The sequence below is a fragment of the Pseudomonas sp. AP19 genome (genome assembly GCF_001728855.1).
In the GTDB taxonomy this organism is placed as follows: Bacteria; Pseudomonadota; Gammaproteobacteria; order Pseudomonadales; family Pseudomonadaceae; genus Aquipseudomonas; species Aquipseudomonas fluorescens.
In genome coordinates, this window is record NZ_LXJP01000013.1 from 79,967 (window position 1) to 102,887 (window position 22,921).

Sequence of the window (22,921 nt, forward strand, 5' to 3'; positions counted from 1 at the left end):
GGGCTTGCTCCCGATAGCTTTATTGCGCCTTGCGCGGTATCAGCACAATCTGCGCCGGAATACGTTTCAAGATCTGCCGGTGAATCTTCAGGTCATACCCCGAATCAATTCGCTTCACCCGTTTGGTCAGCAACGTGGCCAGCCATGGGTAATCCTGCGTGCGCGGCGCCTGGATGCTCACGTCGCACTGGTAATTCACCACGTCGGTGGCGATCGCATCCAACTGATGGCGAAGTTCTTCGATGTCAGTGAGGTTCAGCGCGACGGTGGTGCTTTGCGCGGCAGGGTCGATGACCTTGGCCGCTGGCTTGGCTTCGGCCGCTTTCAGGGCGGCTTCGGCTTTATCCAGCTCGACTTTGCGGGCGTGGCTGATGGCACTGTTCACGCCGCCGGTGAGCGCCGGGGCCTTGGGCATCAGCGCGCGGGCACGGCTCAGGGCGGTCGCGGCAGCGTTGACGTCACCTTTTTGCAGCACGATCTGGCTGCGCTGCAGGTAGGCTTCGGCCAATTGGCGCTGGTAAGGCTCCAGGGTCGGGTCGTTAGGCGATTGGGCCTGCAAGGCGGCAAGCTCGTCTTCGGCGGTCGCCAGTTCGCTGCTGGCCAGGTTTTGCTCCAGCTGCGCGATTGCCGCAGCGCGTGTGTCCGGTACCTCGGTGGCAGCGGGCGGTGTGCTTTGACAGGCGCCCAGCAGCAGGGAAAATGCGGCAAGGAGCAGATAACGGACGTTGAACGGCTTCATTCCTGCGACTCTCTATTTGCGCAAAAAGCGAGCAAGTCTACACCCCTCGACGGGGCAGGACAAAACTCAGCAGAAAGAGGGCGGCCGCCGTGACTACAATCGACGGCCCGGCCGGCGTGTCCTTGAACCAGGACAGCGCCAGGCCCCCGCACACCGCAAGCATCCCCAGCAGGCTGGCGCCGATCGCCATCTGCTCGGGTGAGCGAGCGTGGCGCTGGGCAGCGGCTGCGGGAATGATCAGCAGCGACGTGATCAACAATACGCCGACAATCTTCATCGCGACAGCGATCACCACTGCGATCAATAGCATCAGGGTCATGCGCAGGGCCGGTACGGGCAAACCTTCCACGGTGGCCAGCTCTTCATGCACGGTAATCGCCAGCAATGGGCGCCACAGCGCTACCAGCAACACCAGCACGGCGGCGCTGCCGCCGAGGATCCAGGCAAGGTCAGTCGGGCTGATCGCCAGCAGGTCGCCGAACAGGTAGGCCATCAGGTCGATGCGCACTTCATGCATGAAGCTCAGCACCACCAGGCCCAGGGACAAGGTGCTCGGCGCGAGGATGCCGAGCAGGGTGTCGGAGGCCAGCGGCTGGCGCTGTTGCAGGGTCACCAGCAGCACCGCCAGCAGCAGGCAGCCCACCGTCACGGCGATGGTCGGGCTCACATCCAGCAAAAAGCCCATGGCCACGCCCAGCAGCGCGGCGTGCGACAACGTGTCGCCAAAATAGGCCATGCGCCGCCAAACCACGAACGAGCCCAATGGGCCCGCCACCAGTGCCAAAGCCAAGCCTGCCAGCAGGGCGTAGAGCAGAAAATCAGCCATGCTTGCAGCTATCTCCATGAACGTGGGTGTGGGATGTAGCGGGGTCGTCGACGACAGCGCCGTGCAGATCGTGGGCGTGGTCGTGATGGTGGTGATAGATCGCCAGGCTTTGGGCGTTTTTGCCGAACAGCTCGACGAACGCCGGGTCGCCACTGACCTGTTCCGGGTGGCCGGAGCAGCAGACGTGGCGGTTGAGGCACACCACTTGGTCAGTGGTGCTCATGACCAGGTGCAGGTCGTGGGAGACCATCAGCACGCCGCAGCCATGCCGGTCGCGCAGGCGGGTGATCAGGCTGTACAGCTCGGCCTGGCCGGCCACGTCGACGCCTTGCACGGGCTCATCGAGCACCAGTAATTGCGGCTCGCGCAACAAGGCGCGGGCCAGCAGGACGCGCTGCATTTCGCCGCCCGAGATGCTTTGCACCGGGCTGTCGATGACCTGTTCGGCGCCGACTTCTTTGAGCGCTTCCTGCGCGCGGGCGCGGTCTACGCCTGGCACCAGGCGCAGGAAGCGCAGCACCGACAATGGCAGTGTTGGGTCGACGTGCAGTTTTTGCGGCATGTAGCCGACGCGTAGCTTGGGCTTGCGCCACACGCTGCCGGTGTCGGGCTTGAGCAGGCCGAGCACGGCGCGAACCAGCGTGGTCTTGCCGGCGCCGTTGGGGCCGATCAGGGTGACGATCTGCCCCGGTTCCACGCTCAGTGCGATGTTATCGAGCACGGCTTGGCCGGCGAACGTGACCCCGACCTGTTCCAGGCGGATTAACGCGTTGCTCATCAAGCCCCCTGGCAGCCCGAGCAAAGCCCGACCACTTCGACCGTTTGCCCTTCAACTTTGAAGCCAACCTCGGCAGAGCTCTTGATGATGGCGTCGCTGATGCTTTTTTGTTCAAGCTCGATGGCCGCGTGGCACTCGCGGCAGATCAGGAACTGGCCCTGATGCGCGTGTTCCGGGTGGTTGCAGCCGACAAAGGCGTTGAGTGAGGCGATGCGGTGCACCAGGCCGTTTTCCAACAGGAAATCCAGCGCGCGGTACACCGTCGGCGGCGCGGCGCGGCGGCCATCCTGCTCGCTGAGCACGCCAAGAATGTCGTAGGCGCCCAGCGGCTTGTGGCTCTGCCACACCAACTCCAGCACGCGGCGACGCAGCGCAGTCAGGCGCAGGCCTTGGCGTGCGCACAGGGTATCAGCCTCCGACAGCGCGGTATGCACGCAGTGAGAGTGGTCGTGGGGACGGCTGGCAAGCGGTGTAATAGGCATGAGCGGCGACAGACATTTGATAGAGACGTTATTATGTTACCCGTTCCTACGCCATTGAGTGGTCATCGTGTCCCGACTTTTTCCCGTTTTTGTCGTATTTGTCACCAGTTTGTTCATCGCCGGGGCTGCTCAAGCCGAGGTCAAGGTGCTGACCAGCATCAAGCCGTTGCAGTTGATCGCCGCGGCGGTGCAGGACGGTGTGGCCATTCCGGAGGTGTTATTGCCGCCCGGCGCTTCACCGCACAACTATGCCTTGCGCCCATCCGACGTACGGCGTGTGCAGTCGGTGGACCTGTTGTATTGGATCGGTCCGGACATGGAGAGCTTCCTGCCGCGCGTGCTCAAGGGGCGTAGCCTGCCGACCGTGGCGGTGCAGGACCTTGCGGGCATGAAGTTGCGCCGTTTCGCCGAAGATAGCCACTCGCATGCCGAGGATGCCGACGAGCATGATCACGATCACCGCCCAGGCAGCCTGGATGCGCATTTGTGGCTGTCGACCGTGAACGCTCGCGTCATCGCGGCGCGCATGGCGGCTGACCTCAGCACGGCCGACCCGGCCAATGCCGCGCGCTATCAGAGCAACGTGAAGGCGTTCGATGAGCGTCTGGATGCATTGGATGCGCGCCTGAAGGCTCGTTTGGCGAGTGTGGGGGACAAGCCTTACTTCGTCTTCCACGAGGCCTTTGATTACTTCGAAGACGCTTACGGGCTCAAGCACACTGGCGTGTTCAGCGTCGCCGCCGAAGTACAGCCAGGCGCCCAGCATGTGGCGGCGATGCGTACGCGGTTGCAGGAAGTGGGTAAGACCTGCGTGTTCAGCGAGCCGCCCTTGCGCCCGCGCCTGGCCGAGACGCTGGTCGCCGGTTTGCCGGTGAAATTGGCGGAGCTGGATGCGTTGGGCGGTTACACGCCGGCTACGGCGCAGGGTTATGAGCAGGTGCTGGAGAAGTTGGGAAATGACCTGGCCGGGTGCCTGGAATCGCTCTAACCGCCGCCGCGTAACCCATGTGGGAGCGGGCTTGCCCGCGATGGCGATGTGTCAGTCGACACCGCTATCGCAGGCAAGCCAGCTCCCACATATTTACCGAGCAGGTCTTTAGAGTGCGAACGGCAGGTGCACGTTAACCTGTTGACGCTGCGCGAGCCGGTGCTCGAACTCTGCCGGGTCATGGATCAACACGTCCTGCCCGGCAAACGACTCCGCGGCGATCAGGCGTGACAGCCAGAAGCGCACGCACGCTATGCGCAACATTGTCGGCCACCATTGCGCTTCCTTGGCAGTGAACGGGCGCAGCCCTGCGTAGGCGCCCAGCAGCGCGCGGGCGCGTTGGCCATCGATCACGCCATCGGCGTCCGAGCACCAGTCATTCAGCGCGATCGCCACGTCGTACAGCATCGGGCCTGAGCAGGCGTTGTAGAAGTCGATCAACCCAGTCAGGTGGGTGCCTTCGAACATCGCGTTGTCGCGGAACAAGTCAGCGTGAACGTTGGCGCGCGGCAGGGCGAGGATCTCGGCTTTGTGAGCGTCTATTTCGGCCAGTGCATCTTGCAGCAGGCGCTGCTGTGCGTCGTTCAGGTGCGAAATCAGCTGCGCCCCTTCGCGGAGCATCCAATCCAGCCCGCGATCAGTCTTGCGTTCCAGCACCTTCTCGCCTTGAGTCGCCAAGTGAAGGTGGCCGAGCAGGTCGCCGACCTGGGCGCAATGCTGCGCATTGGCGTCCTTGATGTGCTTGCCGGCCAGGCGCGGTTGTAGCAGCGCGGGTTTGCCGGCAAGTTCGCGCAGGGCCACGCCATCGGTGGTCCGCAGGGCGTAAGGCACCGGCAGGTCGGCGTCGTGAAGCACGTCGAGCAGTTCGATGAAGAACGGCATTTCTGCAACGGGGCCGCGCTCAACCAGGGTCAGGACGAACTCGCCCTGTTCCAGGCTGATGAAGAAATTGGTGTTTTCGCTACCGGCGGCAATCCCCTGGAAATCAAGCAGGCGGCCGAGCCCGTAAGGGGCGAGAAAAGTTTCCAGCTCGGGCCGAGCCAGGGGGGTAAACACAGACATGGTTAAAACTGCCAGTACGGGCGCCGCAGTGCGCGGCGCCAATTTAAGTTAAGAAATCATTTCCATTCGAAGATCTTCCATGACGGGATCAGCATATCCGGTTGGTCAGAACGGATGAAATTCGCATCGGTTCCGTCCGCGCGCACCAGGAAATACGGCGGAAAGCCTTTCTGGGTCACCTTGATCGCGTACAGGAAGCCATTTTGGCGGTATTCCTGAATGGTCTTGTCGCCTTCCGTGCGAATGGTGACTTCCGGGTCGCCTGAAGGCGCACTATCTGCCGCCATGGCCACCATCGGAGTGAGTGCAATCAAGCCGGTCAACAACAAGCGATTTACTGTACGCATGATAACCTTGTCCCTTTGTCGTCATTGGTCCGGCTATTCTAGCGCCTGACCCGCCGAAAAGGTTGATCCTGCTCATGAGCCAAGCCCCCCTCGTCCTGGTGGACGGTTCGTCTTACCTGTACCGCGCCTTTCACGCGCTGCCACCGCTGACTACGTCCAAAGGCCTGCCGACCGGTGCGGTCAAGGGCGTGTTGAACATGCTCAAAAGCCTGCGCAAGCAGTACCCGGACAGCCCGTTCGCGGTCGTGTTCGACGCCAAGGGTGGGACCTTTCGCGATGACATGTACGCTGAATACAAGGCTAACCGCCCCAGCATGCCTGATGACATGCGCCTGCAGATCGAGCCGCTGCACCAAAGCGTGATCGCGCTGGGCTTCCCGCTGCTGTGCGTTGAAGGCGTCGAGGCCGATGACGTGATCGGCACCCTGGCCCGCAGCAGTGCGGCCGCCGACCGACCGGTGGTGATTTCCACGGGCGACAAGGACATGGCGCAACTGGTCGACGGGCACATTACCTTGGTCAACACCATGACCGGTAGCGCGATGGACATCGAGGGCGTGAAGGAGAAATTCGGTGTCGCTCCCGAGCAGATCATCGATTACCTGGCGTTGATGGGCGATTCCTCCGACAACATCCCGGGCGTTCCGGGCATTGGTCCGAAGACTGCTTCCGGCCTGTTGGTGGGCGTGAACGGCGGCCTCAAAGAGCTTTATGAGCAGTTGGATATTGTGCCGACCCTGCCGATTCGGGGCGCCAAGAACCTGCCGGCCAAGCTGGAAGAGCATAAGGAAATGGCGTTCCTGTCCTATCAGCTGGCGACGATCAAGATCGACGTGCCGCTGGACGTGGGCCTGGATGATTTGCACCTGATCGAACCGGATCGCGAAAAGCTGCTGGAGCTGTACACGCTGCTGGAGTTCAAGAGCTGGTTCGATGAGATTCAGCGCGACGCCAAGCGTGTCGAGTTGAAGGCCTCGGCGCAAGCTGCTCCGGCCACCGAAGAAGCGGTTGAGGTGATTGCCTCCGCGCCCGTGGAGACGTCCTACACCACTGTCCTCGACCAAGCGACATTCGACCGTTGGCTGAAGAAGCTTAATGACGCGAAGTTGTTCGCGTTTGACACGGAAACCACTGGGATTGACGCCCAACAGGCGCAGTTGGTCGGGGTTTCCTTTGCCGTGCAGCCTCACGAAGCGGCCTACATACCGCTGACCCACTCTTATATCGGTGCGCCGCAGCAGCTGGATCGTGACACCGTGTTGCTGGCCCTCAAGCCATTACTGGAAGACCCGACCAAGCTCAAGGTTGGCCAGCACGCCAAGTTCGACATGAACATCCTGGCCAACTGTGCCATCGGTGGTGACTTTGAACAGGGCATTACCGTGCGCGGTATCGCCTTCGACACCATGCTCGAATCCTATGTGCTGAACTCCACCGCCACCCGGCACGACATGGACAGCCTGGCGAAGAAGTACCTGGACTACGACACCGTCAGCTTCCAGGACATCGCCGGCAAGGGCGCCAAGCAGCTGACGTTCGACCAGATCCCGCTTGAGCAAGCCGGCCCTTACGCGGCCGAAGATGCCGACGTGACGCTGCGTCTGCATCAGGCACTGCACGCACAACTCGCGGCCATCCCGAGCCTGGCCAGTGTGCTGACCGATATCGAAATACCTTTGGTGCCGGTGTTGGCGCGTATTGAGCGCCAGGGTGCGCTGGTGGATAAGGACCTGTTGGGTATCCAGAGCATCGAGCTGGGCAACAAGATGGTGGAGCTGGAACGCCAGGCGTTCGAGATCGCCGGTGAGGCGTTCAACCTGGGCTCGCCCAAGCAGCTCGGAGCCATTCTCTACGAGAAGCTGGGCCTGCCGGTCCTGAAAAAGACCGGCAAGGGGCAGGCGTCCACGGCCGAAGAAGTGCTGGCCAAGTTGGCCGAAGATGACTTCCTGTTGCCCAAGGTGCTGATGCAGTACCGCAGCATGAGCAAATTGAAAAGCACCTACACCGACCGCCTGCCGGAGCAGATCAACCCGCGCACCGGGCGCATTCACACGTCCTATCATCAGGCTGTGGCAGCTACCGGGCGCTTGTCGTCCAGCGACCCGAACCTGCAGAACATCCCGGTGCGCACCGCCGAAGGGCGGCGGATCCGCCAGGCGTTTATCGCGCCCAAGGGCTACAAGCTGCTGGCGGCGGACTATTCGCAGATCGAGCTGCGGATCATGGCGCACTTGTCCAAGGACGAGGGCTTGATGAATGCGTTTCGCAATGACTTGGACGTGCACACCGCTACGGCGGCCGAGGTGTTCAAGGTTGAATTGTCTGAGGTCACGTCCAATCAGCGCCGCAGTGCCAAGGCGATTAACTTTGGCCTGATCTACGGCATGGGCGCGCAGAAGTTGGGCAAAGATATTGGCGTCGATACCAAGACTGCCAAGGCGTACATCGATGTGTACTTCGCGCGCTACCCAGGTGTTCGCGAGTACATGGAGCGCACGCGTGCCCAGGCGGCTGATCAAGGCTATGTAGAAACCTTCTTCGGGCGTCGGCTGTATTTGCCGGATATCAATTCCAATAAGCCTCAGGAACGAGCGGCGGCCGAGCGCACGGCAATCAACGCGCCCATGCAGGGCACGGCGGCAGACATCATCAAGAAAGCCATGGTGTTGGTGGATAACTGGCTGACTGAATCGGGCCTGGATGCCAAGGTCATCCTGCAGGTGCACGATGAACTGGTGCTCGAGGTGCGTGAGGACCTGGTGGCGCAAGTCAGCGAGAAGATCCGCGAGCACATGAGCGCGGCGGCTCAGTTGGACGTGCCACTGGTGGTGGATGTGGGTGTGGGCGATAACTGGGACGAGGCGCACTGATTTTGCGGCTCTGCCACTTGCGAGGGCGGTGGCAGAGTGCTTTAGATCAAAAATCGCCGCCGGCTATTTCCAATAGTTTTTTGAACCTGCCGGAACTTAACCCGTGAATTGCTACTCAGAGTTACTGAATGGGTGGTGAAGCCCTTCAATGCTCCTATGTTGTGTTAAGTGTTGGCAGATATCTGGACCCCGCCCTAGCGGTCCGGAACTTGAACCCCGAACTTCCCCTCCCCATACGAAGTCCGGGGTTTTTTTTGCCCGCAGAAAAGTTATTCCGCGATTTCAGTGCCCTTGTCGGCCAATTCCATCCAGCCTGCCAGCACGGTGTAGGCGTCTTCCAGGCCCATCCGCTTCGGTGCAGAGAACAACTGGATGGTGATCGCATCCCCCCAGCCTTTGCGAATGTCGGACTGCACTTTGAGCAGGGTGTTCTTGGCGGCACCGTAGGTCAGCTTGTCGGCCTTGGTCAGCAGGATGTGCATCGGCATGCCGCTGGCGACAGCCCAATCAAGCATCAGCAGGTCGAAGTCGGTCATTGGATGACGGATGTCCATCATCAGAATCAACCCTTTCAAACTCTCCCGGCCACCCAGGTAAGCCTCCAGGTGACGCTGCCAGTGCAGCTTCAGCGGGATAGGTACTTTTGCATATCCGTAGCCCGGCAGGTCGACCAGACGCCGATCATCGTCTAGCTTGAAGAAATTGAGAAGTTGCGTGCGGCCCGGGGTTTTCGAGGTGCGCGCCAGGCTGGCGTGAGTCAGGGTGTTCAGTGCGCTGGATTTGCCAGCGTTGGAACGACCGGCAAAGGCGACTTCAAAGCCTTCGTCATCGGGGCATTGGTCAACTTTGGCGGCGCTGAGCATGAATGTGGACTGTTGGCACAGACCGAGGATGGGATTCTTGAGTTGCATGAGATTTCCGATGTGGGCGGTGCCGAAAAAGGGTGCGGCAAGCGGTGTCGTTTCCGTTTCAGTAGCGCCAGTATATAATGCCGCAGATTTTGTGTGTGCTTTGTCCCAGCGAAGGATGAAGTTCACGGGAGCGAAAGACCTTCATTGCGCATTAGAACGCAAAACGCTCTCAAACCCTGAAAAGGTCGATGTATGACCCGATGGTTGCTCGCTTTTGGTGTCCTGGTTCCGCTTTACGGCGCTCAGGCTACACAGGATCCGGAGGCGGTGTACAACCGAGTTTGCGTGGCTTGCCATGCCGGCCAACTGCCCAACGCCCCCAAACGGGGTGATCAGGTAGCTTGGGCGCCCAGACTGGCGCAAGGTATGGACACGCTGGTGCAACACGTGACCCAGGGTTTCAAGGCAATGCCGCCGCGTGGTTTGTGCATGGACTGCAGTACTGAGGATTACCAGGCCATCATTGAGTTGATGGTGAGTAAACCCGGTAGATAACTCTTAAACCCTTAGCCGTAGTTGGATTAGCTGATGAACAAACTGATCGTGAGTCTGCTGTTGACCTTGGGCATCACCGGTGTTGCCCATGCTGCAGGCGACGCTACAGCGGGCCAGGCGAAAGCCGCCGTGTGTGGTGCTTGCCACGGACCGGACGGCAATAGCCCGGCGCCAAACTTCCCTAAACTGGCAGGCCAGGGTGAACGTTACCTGACCAAGCAGATGCACGACATCAAGGACGGCAAGCGCACGGTGCTCGAAATGACCGGCTTGCTGACTAATCTCAGCGATCAGGACCTGGCAGACATCGCTGCGTATTTTGCCAGCCAGAGAGGCAGTGTGGGAGCTGCCGATCCAAAGCTGGTGGCTCACGGCGAAGAACTGTTCCGGGGTGGAAACCTGGAAAAAGGCATGCCTTCCTGCCTCGGTTGCCATTCGCCTAACGGCGCCGGCCTTGCTGCTGCCGGTTTCCCGCACCTGAGCGGCCAGCATGCCCAGTACATCACCAAGCAACTGACGGACTTCCGTGAGGGTAATCGCACCAACGATGGCGATACCAAAATTATGCAAAGTATTGCCGGCAAGTTGAGCAACAAGGATATCGAAGCGGTTTCCCAGTATATCCAGGGCCTGCACTGATTCAGGCGGTACGTTAACGCTCGATTAATCCGTCGATGCAAGCATAAAAAGGGTGGCTTAGGCCGCCCTTTTTTGTGGCCGGTGCCGTTACACTAACGAACTCATGCCCGCGCAGACCTGTCACACCTAAAGGTCGCGTGAGGCGACTTTATTTGTCCAGGAGTAAAGCATGCGTAATCTGATCCTCAGCGCCGCTCTCGTCACTGCCAGTCTTTTCGGCATGACCGCACAAGCTGCCGACGTGCCGCTTGAAGCCGGTAAAACCTACGTAGAACTGGCCAACCCGGTCCCCGTTTCGGAGCCTGGCAAGATCGAAGTGGTGGAGCTGTTCTGGTATGGCTGCCCGCATTGCTACGCCTTTGAGCCGACCATCAATCCGTGGGCTGAGAAACTCCCGGCCGACGTGAACTTCAAGCGTATCCCTGCGCTGTTCGGTGGCCCATGGGATGCCCATGGTCAGCTCTTCATCACCCTGGACACCATGGGCGTTGAGCACAAGGTTCATAACGCCGTCTTCAACGCTATCCAAAAAGAAGGCAAGCGTCTGACCAAGCCGGAAGACATGGCTGATTTCGTTGCTACCCAAGGCGTCGACAAAGCCAAGTTCCTCGAGACCTTCAACTCGTTCGCCGTCAAGGGCAAAATGGCTCAATACAAAGAGCTGGCCCAGAAGTATGGCGTGCAAGGCGTACCGACCATGATCGTCAACGGTAAATACCGTTTCGACCTGGGCACGACCGGTGGTCCTGAGCAGACTCTCAATGTTGCCGACCAACTGATCGCCAAAGAGCGCGCAGCCAAGTAAGGGGCCTACCATGCGCCGCTGGGGTACTGAACGTGTGGTTGGCCTGCATGATCCGCAGGTCAACGAACATCATCTGGAGTCCACGGGCCTGCCGGCAGACAGCCGCTTGCGCCTGCTCAGCTTCAATATCCAGGTGGGCATCAGCACCGAGAAGTACCGGCACTACCTCACCCGGGGCTGGCAGCACCTGCTGCCGCACACCGGGCGGGCCGTTAACCTGCAAAAAATCGGCAACCTGCTGAACGACTTCGATTTGGTCGCCCTGCAGGAAGCTGATGGCGGCAGCATGCGCTCTGGCTACATCAACCAAGTGGAACACCTGGCTCAACTCGGCGCGTTCCCCTACTGGTATCAGCAACTCAACCGCAACCTGGGGCGTCTGGCGCAGCACAGCAATGGCGTGCTCAGTCGCTTGAAACCCACCGCCATCGAAGATCACCCCTTGCCAGGTCCCAAGGGGCGTGGGGCGATCCTCGTGCGATTCGGCGAAGGCCCGGAAGCCCTGGTGGTGGTCATGATGCACCTGGCGCTCGGGGGGCGTGCGCGCAACCTGCAGCTTGCCTATGTGCGTGAAATGATTAGCAACTATAAGCACCAGGTACTGATGGGTGACATGAATACCCATGCCAACGACCTGTTGCAGAATTCCCCGTTGCGCGACCTCGGGTTACTGGCGCCGCAAGTCGAAGCCACGTTTCCCAGTTGGCGCCCGCAGCGCTGCCTGGACCATATCCTGCTTAGCCCGACCCTTACGCTCGAAAGCGTGCAGGTGTTGGCGCAGCCCATCTCCGATCACCTGCCGGTCGCGGTAGAGATTCGTCTGCCGGGTTCGCTCACGGCTGATGCATTACCCGCGTTGAGCCCCGGCCCTCGCGGACCCCTTGCATGAGCGACGACGCCCAGCGCTGGAAAGAGAAATACCTGAAAAGTGTCGAGCAGCAAGACAAGCTCGAACGTCGCTGGGCCGCCCGCCTTGACCTGTTGCGGCGAGGGCTGGTGCGCAGCACGCTGGCGGCTGAAGGGACCGACCGCGCGGTTGATCAATGCATGAAAGAGATGCGCGACGTGGTGCGTACGGACGACATGGACGCCGCTCTCGCCGCCTTGTTGCCTCGCCTGGAAAAAGCCGTGCTCGACTCGGAGCAGCGCCGCGAAACCCGGGTCGACCAGATCAGCACCGCGCTCACCGCGCTGGTCGTGCAATTGCAGAAGTTGCCACTGCCGCGTGAGGTGGCCCGCCCGCTGAAAACCTTCGCCAAGCAGCTGGACGGCCGGGTCGGGCAGGCGCGTGAGATCCCGCTGTTGCTCAGTGAGTTGAGCAGCCTGCAAGAGCAGGCGTTGAGTAACCTGGAGCCGGATGGCGAAACCACGCGCACTGGGCCGGGCCTGCTGCAACGTCTGTTTGGCGCGAAAGAGGTTTCGAATGAAGTGCCGGTGGCCCAATCGACGCCACTGCCTGTACCGGCGCTGGCTGCGCCGAAACCCGTCCCCGCCGCGCCCAAGCCCGAGCCTCAGGAGCCCGCGCAATCCGAAGAGCTGACACACGCCTTGCGCGCCTTTGCGCCGTTGCCGCAGACCCCGGTCGAGGCACAGCCTGAGCCGATCACGCCGGTGCAAGCTACAGAGGTCGCCGCCGAAACGTTTGTCTTTGAGGCCCCGGCGCCAGCGGCGCCGATCGCTACGCCCACCACTGCGCCTGCCGCGACGTCTGAACCCGAGGCAGAGGAAACCGTTCCCGAGAGCGCCCTCGCTGCGTTTATCGAGGTCCCGCAGGCTGAGGTGGCTACGCCGGATGAAACCGTCATCGGCAGCCTGTCGCTACCTCCTGTGATGGAAAGCCCCGAGCCCGACCCGGATATGCTGCAATCGGACGGCGTTTACGCGCTGCCCGATTCGCCCGAGCCGTCTTATAGTTCGGTCGCCAGCCATATCGAAGGCACCTTGCTCGGCTTGCTGGATGATCTGTCGCTGCCCGAGCGCCACCGGCCCCAAGCCGAAGCCATGCGCGAACGCCTGGCCCACGGCTTGAACTGGTACGAATTGCTACCGATCCTTGATGACCTTGCAGTGCTGATGCTGGCGATCACCGACAGCGGCCAGCACGAGTTCGAAGCCTATCTCAAGCAGCTCAACGAGCGCCTCGAGGCATTCCAGGGTCATCTGCAGGTAGCCAGTGACGGCCACGCCGACAGCCGTTCGGCCGCGCGGGAACTGGATACACAGATCCGTGAGCAGGTCGACGGCCTGCAAAGCAGTGTGCAGGAAGCGGCTGACCTGGACAGCCTCAAGCAGGTGCTGGAAAGCCATCTTGAAGGCCTGCTCGGCACTATGGATGAACACCAGCAGCAGCGTGACCAGCGCGAGCAGGAGGTAGCGGCGCGGCTGAAGGGCTTGGCTGAACGTGTCGCAAACATGGAAAAGGAAGCCCAGGGTTACCGCGAGCATTTGGAGGTACAACGCCAGAAGGCCTTGATCGACCCGCTCACCGGCCTGCCCAATCGTGCGGCGTGGAGTGAGCGTCTGGATCATGAAGTGAATACCTGGCACCAGCGCGGCAATAGCTTGTCCCTGGCCATGCTGGATCTGGACCACTTCAAGCGGATCAACGATGGCTACGGTCACCTGGCCGGTGACAAGGTGCTGAAAATCATCGCCAACGTGTTGCGCAAATACCTGCGCCCCAACGACTTTATCGCGCGCTTTGGCGGTGAGGAGTTTGTGTTGCTGATGCCTGACTCCGCCTTGGAGGAGGCCTTGGCCGTGGGTGAAGGGCTGCGTGCAGCGATTGAAGCGTGCCCGTTCCACTTCAAGGGCGAGCCGGTGACGATCACGATGTCCATGGGCCTGGCGCAGTTTCAGCCAGGTGAGCGCAGTGACTTGGCGCTCAAGCGCGCCGATGAGGCGTTATACCGGGCCAAGGCTGCCGGGCGTAACCGGGTACAGGCGGCCTGAAAAATGTTCCATTTTGTTTAAAAGCCCGGATTTGACCGCCGAGCCTCAAACGTTACGTTACACTATTGCATTATTGTCTTCAGTGTAATGCCTTTGCCATGAAATCCTTGTACGTCGCTTTTGTGTTTTTGCTCCTCGCCGGCTGCGCCAGCGGCCCGCGCCTGGACACCAATCACCCTTCGATGAACCACGATAACCGCGTGCAGTTCGTCATTGTTCATTACACCTCTACCGGCCTTGAACGCTCCCTGGCGCTGTTGACGCACGGCCAGGTCAGCAGCCATTACCTGATCGGCGACGACGCTTCAGGCACCATCTTCAAACTGGTGGATGAGAGCCAGCGTGCCTGGCACGCCGGGGAAAGCGAGTGGATGGGCCGCACCTGGCTCAACTCCAGCTCCATTGGCATCGAGATCGTCAACCCAGGGTATCGCGACACGCCAACGGGCCGTGTGTGGTACCCATACTCCGAAGCACAGGTGCAGTCGCTGGTGGTGTTGCTCAAGGACATCAGCAAGCGCAATGGCATCAACCCCCGGAATATCATCGGTCACAGCGACATCGCGCCGCTGCGCAAGCTCGACCCGGGCCCCCTGTTCCCGTGGAAGCGTTTAGCCGCTGAAGGTTTGGGGATGTGGCCGGATGCACAGGCAGTCGCCCGATTCCAGCAGCAATACAGCGCTGCCCTGCCGAGTATTACCTGGTTCCAGGAAGAGCTGGCACGACTCGGCTACCAAACGCCGCAGACGGGTGAGCTGGATGTAGCCACACGGCATGTGATCGCGGCCTTCCAGATGCACTTCCGTCCATCACTGTTCGATGGCACGCCGGATGCCGAAAGTGCTGCGATCTTGCGCGCGTTGAACCGCAGCTAAGCGTGTATCGCAAGGGTTGGCTTGCGAAAGCGGAATGTCCGGCGGCAGCAATGTTGGCTTTGAAAGCGCCTTCGCGAGCAAACCCGCTCTCGGGTTTTCACCTGTGCGTCGGTAGTTTGATGGGGGGGCTTTCAGGTCCTTGTCGCTGTGACAAGGCAACCCGAGCAGTCAGATTACAGCGGCAGCGCCATGTAGAACTGCGTGCCTTGCCCCGGCCGCGAATACACGCCCATGCGGCCGCCGTGCAATTGCACGATCTCTTTGCAAAGTGCCAACCCCAGGCCGGCGCCGCCTTTCTTGCGGCCCACCTGGACGAAGGGTTCGAAGATCCGCCCTTGTTGGCCGTAAGCAATACCTTCGCCGTTATCTTCGACGCTGATAATTACCCGCTCGCCATGACGGCGCGCCTGGAGACGAATCTGGCCGCCTTGCGCAGTGTGCCGCAACGCGTTGCCTAATAGGTTATCGAGCACGCGCTCCAACTGCGCCTGGTCGGCATACAGCCTGGGCAACTCTGCTTGGGCCTCCACCAATAACTCGATGTTCTGTGCATTCGCTGGCTCAGTGAATCGGGCCCGTGCGTGCTCCAGCAGGTCGGTGACATTACACGGCCCGAGCGTGAGCTTTTGCAGGCCATTCTGGTAGCGTGAAAAGTTGAGCAGGTCATTGATCAGCTGCATCAAGCGCTGCATTTCTTCATTGACCGTATCCAGCAGGTCCGCTTCACGCGAGTCCGCAGGGAACTTTGCCCGCTCACGGAACAGCCCGAAGGCCATGTGCATGCCGGTCACCGGTGTGCGTAACTCGTGGGAAGCGCGCAACACAAATTCGCTACGCACCCGTTCGAAAGCGCGTTGTTCTGTGACGTCATGCAGCACCATCACCGCGCCCAGAATATGCCCTTGGGTATGGCTGACGGGCGTCAGGCTGTAGGTCAGCAGGCGTAATTCGCCTTCGACTTCCACTTCCAGGTCTTCCGGCGCGCGCTCCAGGTTGCCGCCACGCAGTACCAACTGAAGTTGTTCATCCATTTCCGGGCGGCCCAGTGCTTCGCCCAGGCCCTGGCCTAAACGCGCCTCGTCCCAGCCCAGTTGGCGCTGCGCCACTGGGTTGAGGTGTTCCAGGCGGCCCTGGCGGTCGATCATCAGCAAGCCATCGTCGATGCTGTCGAGCACCGCTTGCAGGCGCTGCTGGCCGGCCAGCAATTCGTCGACATTGGTCGCCTGATGCTGGCGCAGCGCTTCGGCCATGATGCCAAAGCGACGCGTCAGTTGATTCATTTCCGCTGCCGACGAGAGGGGCAGCGTCACTTCGAAATCACCCTGCCCGATCTTGTCAGCGGCTTTGGCCAAGGCTTCGATCGGCCCGCCAAACCGCCGTGCGATGCCGTGTGCAGTGACGAAGCCGATGATCAGTACCGCGAGGCCAACCAACCCTAAAAGGCCGGCAATCAGCAATGCTCGGTCTCGCGATTTGTATTCGCTGGTGTTGATATTCTCCAGCGCTTGTTTGTGTTCGGCGATCAGGCCATTGCGCAATACATTGAAGGTTTCGGTCAGTTTCTGGTTTTTATTGTTCGCCTGCGAGCTTTGCTGGGCCTCGTCAAACGCCTTGAGGAAGTTCAGGTAGTCGGCACGTGCCTGGGCGAAGCCGCTGAGTCTGCCGTCTTGCTGTTCGTGGGCGATACCTTGATCCAGCAGGGCGAAATATTGCTCTTTGGAGGTTTGCAGGGCTGCGGGGTCCGGTCGATCCTCCAGCATCAGGATCAACTGATCGCCCAAGCTCTGGCGCAGCTTGAGGCCCAGGTCCAGGGTGATGAAGTTGCTGCGAATCAGCGACTCCTGGCTCTTGGCCATTTGCATGACGCTGACCAGTCCCAGAATCAGTCCCAGCAGGGCGACGGTAATCAGCGCTGAGATACTCAGGAATAACCGAGTGCGCAGTTTCATCGCAAGCTTCATAAAGTACAGCTCATAAATTGTACTGTTTGCGTTTGCGATAAAGGGTCGATGCGTCGATGCCGAGGGTGCGTGCCGCTTGATCCAACGTGTCGCTGGTGGCGAGTACTGCACCGATATGCGCTTTCTCCAGCTCATCCAGGCTCAGTGCTGCGCCGATGCGCGGGGCATTGTTGGTCGGTTGTTCGGCCATCCCGAGGTGGCTGATTTCAACCTTTTCCTGTGGGCAGATGATGCTGGCGCGTTCCACCACGTTCCGCAGTTCGCGGATATTGCCTGGCCATCGGTAGTTGAGCAGCGCTTCACGCGCGCTGTCGCTGAAACCGCGTGCCGGTCGGGCGTATTCCTTGACGAAGCGTGCCAGGAAGCGGTCGGCAAGGGTCAGGATGTCCTCACTGCGTTCACGCAGCGGCGGCAGGTGCAAGGTGATGACATTGAGGCGGTAGAGCAAGTCTTCCCGGAAGCGGCCGTCGCGCACCATGTCTTCCAGGTTCAGGTTGGTGGCCGCCAGGATGCGCACATCGGCGCGCCGGGTGACCGGGTCGCCTACGCGCTCATATTCCTTGTCTTGGATAAAACGCAGCAATTTGGGTTGCAAAGTGAGGGGGAAGTCGCCGATTTCGTCGAGAAACAGCGTGCCACCGTCGGCCTGGTTGACGCGGCCCAATGTGCTCTCACTGGCACCGGTAAACGCGCCGCGGCTGTGGCCGAACAATTCGCTTTCCATCAGTTCCGCGGTCAGTGACGGGCAGTTGATGGTCACGCAGGATTTTTTCGAACGTTTGCTCCAGCCGTGAATGGCCCGCGCCAACTCGCCTTTACCGGTGCCGGACTCGCCCAGAATCAGGATATTGGCGTCAGTCCCGGCAACTTGGCGTGCGGTTTCCAGTACCACCATCATCGCCGGGCTGTGGGAGTCGAGCCCGTCCTTGGGCTGGCGTACTTCGCCTTCCAGCGCTTCCAGGCGGGCGGACAGTTGGCGCACTTCCAACTGCTTGGCGGTGGCCAGCCGTAATTGGTCAGGGCTGCACGGTTTGACCAGGTAGTCGGCGGCGCCGGCCTGGATCGCATCGACTGCGGTGTCTACGGCGGAATGCGCGGTAACAATGACCACGCGCATCCACGGCGCCTGGATACGCATCTGCGCCAATACATCCAGGCCGTTATCTTCGCCCAGGCGCAAATCCAGGAAGCACAGGTCAAACACCTGGCGTTGCATCAGGGCATCGGCTTGGGCGGCGCTGTTGGCGGTCGCTACGTTGTAGCCTTCATCTTCCAGGCAGTAGCGGAAGGTGCGAAGGATCGCGGATTCGTCATCCACTAAAAGAATGCGGCCTTGAAGTTCCTTGGCTGATTCCATCTGTCCCGCGCTCCTTAACTATAAATGATGCTGATTAGTCCCGGAATAATCGGGCAAGTTGCATGGTTTATTCTGATTGATAAACGGCGTCCGCGCGCAGGTATCTTCACGCTCTCCTACAAACACGCCGTTTGATAGCGTTTTCATCCCTTCTTGCCACTTCGGCAACTCAACTGCTGCTTTCGATCCGTTGATCCGACCATTGGCCGTCGTGCATTTCGCACGGCCTGGACAGAGGCATCGTGCAGGATGCTGGCCTCTATAACCGTCGCTAATTCATAACATGCTGATTTTATTGGGATTTATTTTGTAAAAAATCTGGCATGCACCCTGCAATACCTCTCCTGACAGCGTCATGAACGAATAACCAGAATGCGGGAGAAATGCAGCATGACTCGCCAAAGCCTCAGCAGCCAATTGCGTGTATCGCCAGTGCGTTTGCAGCAAGGTCTGTTCGCCAGCCTGGCCTTGATGGTCACGTTGATCGCCGGCCAGCAGTTGCAGCATCGGCAACAGAGTCAGCAACAAACCCCGCAGTTTGAACGCCCGCTCATGACCCAGACCCATTTCCGTTCCGTTGGCAGCGCTACCGCCGACGTAACCGCCCCGCAATTGAGAGTGGCTGACCAGGATTCCACCCTGGGTGAATTGCCAACTCAGGAGCGTTGGGTGTTCTAGGCAACAAAACGTCGCTGAGTTGAGCGGCTGCACCGCACTACCGCTGTTACCCCTATAAAAGCGTAAGGAGAATCACCATGTTGAGTTGGGCAATCACATTTCTGATCATCGCCATTGTGGCTGCAGTCCTGGGCTTCGGCGGCATCGCGGGCACTGCCACGGGTATCGCAAAAATTCTGTTTGTGGTCTTCCTGGTGATGTTCATCGCTTCGTTCTTCTTTGGTCGTCGCGGCCGAGGCTGAAAATGACCACTTTGTCTCTCAAAGCGCTAGCTGCCGCCCTGCTCTTGGGCGGCAGCGGCCTGGTAATGGCCGCCAATGACGGTCAGACCCGGGCCAACGAACTGCTCAGCTCCGATCCACAGTTTCGTGAGACCTGGCAAGGCGTTGTGAAGAAAGAAGAGCGGCTGCCGGAATGGGTGATGAACCTCTCCGGTACGGCCGAACAAATGAATGCCGTGGAAGAAGATGGCGACAAGTACCTGGTCGGGCCGCTCTGCGAGACAGCAGACACGTGCCTGAACAAGCGTCTGGTCGTTGCCTTCAGCTACAACAAGAAACATGCCTACGCCATGTTGGTACAGGTCCCGGCAGGTCTGCCGGCAGACAAGTCACCGACGCGGCACGCTGACTACCGTTTCCTCGGTAAGCCGGACGAAGGCATGCAGAAGCTGCTGATGGAGCAGCTCAAGAAAGATCCGAATTGGTACTAGGTTCCGTCTGACGCATCTGCCGTCTACGGAGCCGGCGTCCATGGAAAGAGGCCACTTTGCTTCCTTCCACTTGCACCGCTCGCCAAAGGCGGTGCTTGACCAGGGGGCCGGGTTGCTCTGATCAATCGAGATCGGCGTGACCTACGGGTACAGGGAGTGCCTGCGCAAGGGCCGGGTCAGGTGAAAAGCTGCGACGCAAGTTCACAAGTCCTCAAGCTTGCTGAACTTGCGGCGGGCTTATGACTCTCATTGCCCATCTTGTATGTCGTCTATAGCCGTTATTTTCTTTTGTGCTTCCGCTCAACCATTACTTGGTGTGTCGGAGCGACCTTCTATCTAGAAAATTTTCCGCACGCTATAGGACTTCTCCGACGCCAAGCTCATCAAATCCCAGGCATTTCTGCCAGTGACCTGAGGTCGTCCAACATCTCTGAGCGAGCCTGTATTGGCCGGTTAACGGCATATTCACCTGCTGAATTGGCGTATTTGAACTGACCGTTCGGACAGTTATTTTCATAAAAAGCCATGCCGATTCGGCATAGGGTAGGCGTTTACGGCATTAGACGTCGCTCCCTTGCATGGGAATAGTTGCGCCTTTTTTCGCCTGCCAGTAAGCCATTTCGGCCACGCTGCGGTGACCTTCTACGGAGGCAGATGCACACACTTTTTCGCTTCCGAGCGTTCCAGATGGCGCATCCGCCTTAAGTCCACTTGAAGTAAGGGTAATGACATGAAGAAGGCAAAGCTAAGCCTCGCCTGGCAGATCCTCATCGGTTTGGTATTGGGGATCGCAATCGGTGCAGTGCTCAACCATTTCAGTGCTGAAAAAGCCTGGTGGATCAGCAATGTGTTGCAGCCAGCGGGCGATATCTTTATCCGTCTGATCAAGATGATCGTGATCCCGATTGTGATTTCCTCGTTGATCGTGGGCATCGCCGGTGTGGGGGACGCGAAGAAGCTCGGCCGAATCGGTGTCAAAACCATCCTTTACTTCGAAGTGGTCACCACCATCGCCATTGTGGTCGGCCTGCTGCTTGCCAACCTGTTCCACCCGGGCGCTGGCATCGACATGAGTACCCTGGGTACCGTCGACATCTCCAAATACACCGCCACCGCCGCCGAAGTGCAGCATGAGCATGCGTTCATCGAGACGATCCTCAACCTGATCCCGTCGAACATTTTCGCGGCGGTCGCACGCGGCGATATGTTGCCGATCATCTTCTTCTCGGTGCTGTTCGGCCTGGGCTTGTCGAGCCTCAAGCCTGAGCTGCGCGAGCCGCTGGTGACCATGTTCCAGGGCGTGTCGGAGAGCATGTTCAAAGTCACCCACATGATCATGAAGTACGCCCCTATCGGTGTCTTTGCCCTGATCGCGGTGACCGTTGCCAATTTCGGCTTCGCTTCCTTGCTGCCGCTGGCCAAGCTGGTGATCCTGGTTTACGTGGCCATCCTGTTCTTCGCCTTTGCGGTACTGGGCCTGATCGCACGCCTGTTTGGCTTCTCGATCCTCAAGTTGATGCGTATCTTCAAGGACGAATTGGTACTGGCCTACTCGACCGCCAGCTCGGAAACCGTGCTGCCTCGGGTGATCGAGAAGATGGAGGCGTACGGTGCGCCAAAGGCCATCTGCAGCTTCGTGGTGCCGACCGGCTACTCGTTTAACCTCGACGGTTCGACCCTGTACCAGAGCATTGCTGCAATCTTTATCGCCCAGCTGTATGGCATCGACCTGTCGATCGGCCAGCAACTGATGCTGGTGCTGACCCTGATGGTCACCTCCAAAGGTATCGCCGGCGTGCCGGGCGTGTCCTTCGTGGTGCTGCTGGCCACATTGGGCAGCGTGGGCATTCCGCTGGAAGGCTTGGCGTTCATCGCCGGTGTCGACCGTGTGATGGACATGGCACGTACCGCACTGAACGTGATCGGCAATGCCTTGGCCGTACTGGTCATCTCCCGTTGGGAAGGCATGTACGACGACGCCAAGGGCGAGCGCTACTGGAATTCCCTGCCGCACTGGCGCAGTAAAGAAGCGCTGCCGGCCGGCGAGGCCAGCCGCGGCTGATGCGCGAGTGATGTGAAACAAACCCCGGGAAATCCGGGGTTTGTCGTTTCTGCCAGCCCCGTTATCATTCGCTCCATCTTTCGGGGGATTCAACTGATGCTCAATGGCCTGTGGCTTGGCTTCTTTGTCGTGGCAATGGTGTCAGCACTGGTGCAGTGGCTGGTTGGCGGTAATGCCGGGATTTTTGCGGCGATGGTCGAAAGTATTTTCGCCATGGCCAAATTGTCAGTGGAAGTGATGGTGCTGCTGTTCGGCACCCTGACCTTATGGCTGGGCTTTTTACGCATCGCCGAAAAGGCCGGGATCGTCGATTGGCTGGCCAAGGCGCTCGGGCCGCTGTTTCGCCGGCTGATGCCGGAAGTGCCCGCCGGCCATCCCGCTATCGGCTTGATCACCCTCAACTTCGCCGCCAACGGTCTGGGCCTGGACAACGCCGCGACGCCTATCGGCCTGAAAGCCATGAAGGCGTTGCAGGAACTCAACCCCATCCCGAACGTTGCGAGCAACGCGCAGATTCTGTTCCTGGTGCTTAACGCCTCTTCGCTGACGCTGTTGCCGGTGACGATCTTCATGTACCGCGCCCAGCAAGGTGCCGCGGACCCGACGTTGGTGTTCCTGCCGATCCTGCTGGCGACCAGTGCCTCGACCCTGGTCGGCCTGCTCTCGGTGGCCGTGATGCAACGCTTGCGCCTGTGGGACCCGGTGGTGCTGGCCTACCTGATTCCCGGTGCACTGGTGTTGGGTGGTTTTATGGCGCTGCTGGCGACCCTGTCCGCCACGGCCCTGGCCGGCCTTTCTTCGATACTCGGTAACCTCACGCTGTTTGGGTTGATCATGCTGTTCCTGGTGATCGGCGCGCTGCGCAAGGTGAAGGTTTATGAGGCATTTGTCGAAGGTGCCAAAGAGGGCTTCGACGTTGCCAAGAACCTGCTGCCGTACCTGGTGGCGATGCTGTGTGCCGTGGGTGTGTTGCGCGCCTCCGGGGCGTTGGACTTCGGCCTGGAGGGCATTCGCCATGTGGTGGCCTGGAGCGGCATGGACACGCGTTTTGTCGACGCGCTGCCGACGGCGATGGTCAAGCCGTTTTCCGGCAGTGCCGCACGCGCGCTGTTGATCGAGACCATGCAAACCAAGGGCGTAGACAGCTTCCCTGCGCTGGTGGCAGCGACCATTCAGGGCAGCACGGAAACTACCTTTTATGTGTTGGCGGTGTACTTCGGTTCGGTAGGAATACAGCGGGCGCGGCATGCGGTGGGGTGTGCGTTGCTGGCGGAGTTTGCCGGCGTCGTGGCGGCGATTGCGGTGTGCTACTGGTTCTTTGGTTAAGGCTTGAATAGCTATCGCGAGCAAGCCCGCTTCCAATTTTGAACGATGAATACATT

22 protein-coding genes are annotated in these 22,921 nt (G+C 60.0%); 13 read left to right on the forward strand and 9 right to left on the reverse strand.

Annotation, left to right across the window (positions count from 1 at the left end; genetic code table 11):
• Positions 1 to 19: 19 nt before the first annotated feature.
• From A7D21_RS12170 to zur, 4 genes are read right to left on the reverse strand one after another with little or no spacing between them, the layout of a single operon-like run.
• On the reverse strand, positions 20 to 739 hold the full coding sequence (locus A7D21_RS12170) for a PA5502 family lipoprotein (RefSeq protein ID WP_069551804.1): 720 nt from the start codon (positions 737 to 739) through the stop codon (positions 20 to 22).
• 37 nt (positions 740 to 776) lie between these two features.
• On the reverse strand, positions 777 to 1,565 hold the full coding sequence (gene znuB / locus A7D21_RS12175) for a zinc ABC transporter permease subunit ZnuB (protein ID WP_017139100.1): 789 nt from the start codon (positions 1,563 to 1,565) through the stop codon (positions 777 to 779).
• Positions 1,558 to 2,343 carry a zinc ABC transporter ATP-binding protein ZnuC gene (znuC, locus tag A7D21_RS12180; protein ID WP_069551805.1) on the reverse strand — a complete coding sequence of 262 codons (786 nt, stop codon included), beginning with the start codon at positions 2,341 to 2,343 and terminating at the stop codon, positions 1,558 to 1,560. Before znuC ends, znuB begins: the two co-directional genes overlap by 8 nt.
• The gene (zur, locus tag A7D21_RS12185) at positions 2,343 to 2,825 is read right to left on the reverse strand and encodes a zinc uptake transcriptional repressor Zur (protein ID WP_053253668.1); all 483 of its coding nucleotides are present in this window, start codon (positions 2,823 to 2,825) and stop codon (positions 2,343 to 2,345) included. The genes znuC and zur overlap by 1 nt, the downstream gene beginning before the upstream one ends.
• 58 nt (positions 2,826 to 2,883) lie before the next feature.
• On the opposite strand from zur, the gene A7D21_RS12190 reads away from it, so the two are divergent.
• Positions 2,884 to 3,813 carry a zinc ABC transporter substrate-binding protein ZnuA gene (locus A7D21_RS12190; protein ID WP_053253669.1) on the forward strand — a complete coding sequence of 310 codons (930 nt, stop codon included), beginning with the start codon at positions 2,884 to 2,886 and terminating at the stop codon, positions 3,811 to 3,813.
• 108 nt (positions 3,814 to 3,921) lie between these two features.
• On the opposite strand, the gene A7D21_RS12195 is transcribed toward A7D21_RS12190, so the two are convergent.
• Positions 3,922 to 4,875: a homoserine kinase gene (locus tag A7D21_RS12195; protein WP_069551806.1), complete on the reverse strand. Its 954-nt coding sequence runs from the start codon at positions 4,873 to 4,875 to the stop codon at positions 3,922 to 3,924.
• Between the two features lie 56 nt (positions 4,876 to 4,931).
• Positions 4,932 to 5,222 carry a DUF2782 domain-containing protein gene (locus A7D21_RS12200; protein WP_053253671.1) on the reverse strand — a complete coding sequence of 97 codons (291 nt, stop codon included), beginning with the start codon at positions 5,220 to 5,222 and terminating at the stop codon, positions 4,932 to 4,934.
• Positions 5,223 to 5,296: 74 nt separating this feature from the next.
• Here A7D21_RS12200 and polA point away from each other — a divergent pair, with 74 nt between their 5' ends.
• A complete protein-coding gene (gene polA / locus A7D21_RS12205) occupies positions 5,297 to 8,092 on the forward strand; it encodes a DNA polymerase I (protein ID WP_053253672.1) in 2,796 nt (931 codons plus the stop codon).
• A 269-nt stretch (positions 8,093 to 8,361) separates the two neighbouring features.
• On the opposite strand, the gene yihA is transcribed toward polA, so the two are convergent.
• The gene (gene yihA, locus A7D21_RS12210) at positions 8,362 to 9,003 is read right to left on the reverse strand and encodes a ribosome biogenesis GTP-binding protein YihA/YsxC (protein ID WP_053253673.1); all 642 of its coding nucleotides are present in this window, start codon (positions 9,001 to 9,003) and stop codon (positions 8,362 to 8,364) included.
• Between the two features lie 192 nt (positions 9,004 to 9,195).
• Here yihA and A7D21_RS12215 point away from each other — a divergent pair, with 192 nt between their 5' ends.
• The 6 genes from A7D21_RS12215 to A7D21_RS12240 all read left to right on the forward strand — a co-directional run bounded on the left by A7D21_RS12215 (position 9,196) and on the right by A7D21_RS12240 (position 14,769).
• Entirely contained in the window at positions 9,196 to 9,498 is a 303-nt protein-coding gene (locus A7D21_RS12215; protein WP_053253674.1) for a cytochrome c5 family protein, read from the forward strand.
• 33 nt (positions 9,499 to 9,531) lie between these two features.
• The gene (locus A7D21_RS12220; RefSeq protein WP_069551807.1) at positions 9,532 to 10,137 is read left to right on the forward strand and encodes a cytochrome c4; all 606 of its coding nucleotides are present in this window, start codon (positions 9,532 to 9,534) and stop codon (positions 10,135 to 10,137) included.
• 169 nt (positions 10,138 to 10,306) lie between these two features.
• Positions 10,307 to 10,942, forward strand: a complete 636-nt coding sequence (locus tag A7D21_RS12225; protein ID WP_053253676.1) for a thiol:disulfide interchange protein DsbA/DsbL — start codon at positions 10,307 to 10,309, stop codon at positions 10,940 to 10,942.
• Positions 10,943 to 10,952: 10 nt separating this feature from the next.
• A complete protein-coding gene (locus tag A7D21_RS12230) occupies positions 10,953 to 11,831 on the forward strand; it encodes an endonuclease/exonuclease/phosphatase family protein (RefSeq protein ID WP_053253677.1) in 879 nt (292 codons plus the stop codon).
• Positions 11,828 to 13,894, forward strand: a complete 2,067-nt coding sequence (locus tag A7D21_RS12235; protein WP_069551808.1) for a GGDEF domain-containing protein — start codon at positions 11,828 to 11,830, stop codon at positions 13,892 to 13,894. The genes A7D21_RS12230 and A7D21_RS12235 overlap by 4 nt, the downstream gene beginning before the upstream one ends.
• 98 nt (positions 13,895 to 13,992) lie before the next feature.
• A complete protein-coding gene (locus A7D21_RS12240; protein ID WP_053253679.1) occupies positions 13,993 to 14,769 on the forward strand; it encodes an N-acetylmuramoyl-L-alanine amidase in 777 nt (258 codons plus the stop codon).
• Between the two features lie 173 nt (positions 14,770 to 14,942).
• On the opposite strand, the gene A7D21_RS12245 is transcribed toward A7D21_RS12240, so the two are convergent.
• Positions 14,943 to 16,730: an ATP-binding protein gene (locus A7D21_RS12245; RefSeq protein ID WP_069551809.1), complete on the reverse strand. Its 1,788-nt coding sequence runs from the start codon at positions 16,728 to 16,730 to the stop codon at positions 14,943 to 14,945.
• Positions 16,731 to 16,740: 10 nt separating this feature from the next.
• Positions 16,741 to 18,087, reverse strand: a complete 1,347-nt coding sequence (gene algB / locus A7D21_RS12250; RefSeq protein ID WP_053253681.1) for a sigma-54-dependent response regulator transcription factor AlgB — start codon at positions 18,085 to 18,087, stop codon at positions 16,741 to 16,743.
• Positions 18,088 to 18,477: 390 nt separating this feature from the next.
• On the opposite strand from algB, the gene A7D21_RS12255 reads away from it, so the two are divergent.
• The 5 genes from A7D21_RS12255 (at position 18,478) to A7D21_RS12275 (ending at position 22,865) form a co-directional block, all read left to right on the forward strand.
• Positions 18,478 to 18,765: a hypothetical protein gene (locus A7D21_RS12255; RefSeq protein ID WP_069551810.1), complete on the forward strand. Its 288-nt coding sequence runs from the start codon at positions 18,478 to 18,480 to the stop codon at positions 18,763 to 18,765.
• Between the two features lie 77 nt (positions 18,766 to 18,842).
• A complete protein-coding gene (locus tag A7D21_RS12260) occupies positions 18,843 to 19,007 on the forward strand; it encodes a DUF1328 domain-containing protein (protein ID WP_003170804.1) in 165 nt (54 codons plus the stop codon).
• A gap of 2 nt (positions 19,008 to 19,009) precedes the next feature.
• Positions 19,010 to 19,477, forward strand: a complete 468-nt coding sequence (locus A7D21_RS12265) for an inhibitor of vertebrate lysozyme family protein (protein WP_053253683.1) — start codon at positions 19,010 to 19,012, stop codon at positions 19,475 to 19,477.
• Positions 19,478 to 20,207: 730 nt separating this feature from the next.
• The gene (gene gltP, locus A7D21_RS12270) at positions 20,208 to 21,539 is read left to right on the forward strand and encodes a glutamate/aspartate:proton symporter GltP (protein WP_053253684.1); all 1,332 of its coding nucleotides are present in this window, start codon (positions 20,208 to 20,210) and stop codon (positions 21,537 to 21,539) included.
• A 96-nt stretch (positions 21,540 to 21,635) separates the two neighbouring features.
• Positions 21,636 to 22,865: a nucleoside recognition domain-containing protein gene (locus A7D21_RS12275; RefSeq protein ID WP_053253685.1), complete on the forward strand. Its 1,230-nt coding sequence runs from the start codon at positions 21,636 to 21,638 to the stop codon at positions 22,863 to 22,865.
• The last annotated feature ends 56 nt before the right edge of the window (positions 22,866 to 22,921 follow it).

Coding starts and splice junctions, on each gene's coding strand:
- A7D21_RS12230 (WP_053253677.1), top strand. CDS start 10,953: ATGCGCCGCTGGGGTACTGAACGTGTGGTTGGCCTGCATGATCCGCAG.
- gltP (WP_053253684.1), top strand. CDS start 20,208: ATGAAGAAGGCAAAGCTAAGCCTCGCCTGGCAGATCCTCATCGGTTTG.
- polA (WP_053253672.1), top strand. CDS start 5,297: ATGAGCCAAGCCCCCCTCGTCCTGGTGGACGGTTCGTCTTACCTGTAC.
- A7D21_RS12260 (WP_003170804.1), top strand. CDS start 18,843: ATGTTGAGTTGGGCAATCACATTTCTGATCATCGCCATTGTGGCTGCA.
- A7D21_RS12200 (WP_053253671.1), bottom strand. CDS start 5,222: ATGCGTACAGTAAATCGCTTGTTGTTGACCGGCTTGATTGCACTCACT.
- A7D21_RS12275 (WP_053253685.1), top strand. CDS start 21,636: ATGCTCAATGGCCTGTGGCTTGGCTTCTTTGTCGTGGCAATGGTGTCA.
- A7D21_RS12215 (WP_053253674.1), top strand. CDS start 9,196: ATGACCCGATGGTTGCTCGCTTTTGGTGTCCTGGTTCCGCTTTACGGC.
- zur (WP_053253668.1), bottom strand. CDS start 2,825: ATGCCTATTACACCGCTTGCCAGCCGTCCCCACGACCACTCTCACTGC.
- A7D21_RS12170 (WP_069551804.1), bottom strand. CDS start 739: ATGAAGCCGTTCAACGTCCGTTATCTGCTCCTTGCCGCATTTTCCCTG.
- A7D21_RS12240 (WP_053253679.1), top strand. CDS start 13,993: ATGAAATCCTTGTACGTCGCTTTTGTGTTTTTGCTCCTCGCCGGCTGC.
- znuC (WP_069551805.1), bottom strand. CDS start 2,343: ATGAGCAACGCGTTAATCCGCCTGGAACAGGTCGGGGTCACGTTCGCC.
- A7D21_RS12225 (WP_053253676.1), top strand. CDS start 10,307: ATGCGTAATCTGATCCTCAGCGCCGCTCTCGTCACTGCCAGTCTTTTC.
- A7D21_RS12255 (WP_069551810.1), top strand. CDS start 18,478: ATGACTCGCCAAAGCCTCAGCAGCCAATTGCGTGTATCGCCAGTGCGT.
- A7D21_RS12220 (WP_069551807.1), top strand. CDS start 9,532: ATGAACAAACTGATCGTGAGTCTGCTGTTGACCTTGGGCATCACCGGT.
- yihA (WP_053253673.1), bottom strand. CDS start 9,003: ATGCAACTCAAGAATCCCATCCTCGGTCTGTGCCAACAGTCCACATTC.
- A7D21_RS12265 (WP_053253683.1), top strand. CDS start 19,010: ATGACCACTTTGTCTCTCAAAGCGCTAGCTGCCGCCCTGCTCTTGGGC.
- A7D21_RS12235 (WP_069551808.1), top strand. CDS start 11,828: ATGAGCGACGACGCCCAGCGCTGGAAAGAGAAATACCTGAAAAGTGTC.
- A7D21_RS12195 (WP_069551806.1), bottom strand. CDS start 4,875: ATGTCTGTGTTTACCCCCCTGGCTCGGCCCGAGCTGGAAACTTTTCTC.
- znuB (WP_017139100.1), bottom strand. CDS start 1,565: ATGGCTGATTTTCTGCTCTACGCCCTGCTGGCAGGCTTGGCTTTGGCA.
- A7D21_RS12245 (WP_069551809.1), bottom strand. CDS start 16,730: ATGAAGCTTGCGATGAAACTGCGCACTCGGTTATTCCTGAGTATCTCA.
- algB (WP_053253681.1), bottom strand. CDS start 18,087: ATGGAATCAGCCAAGGAACTTCAAGGCCGCATTCTTTTAGTGGATGAC.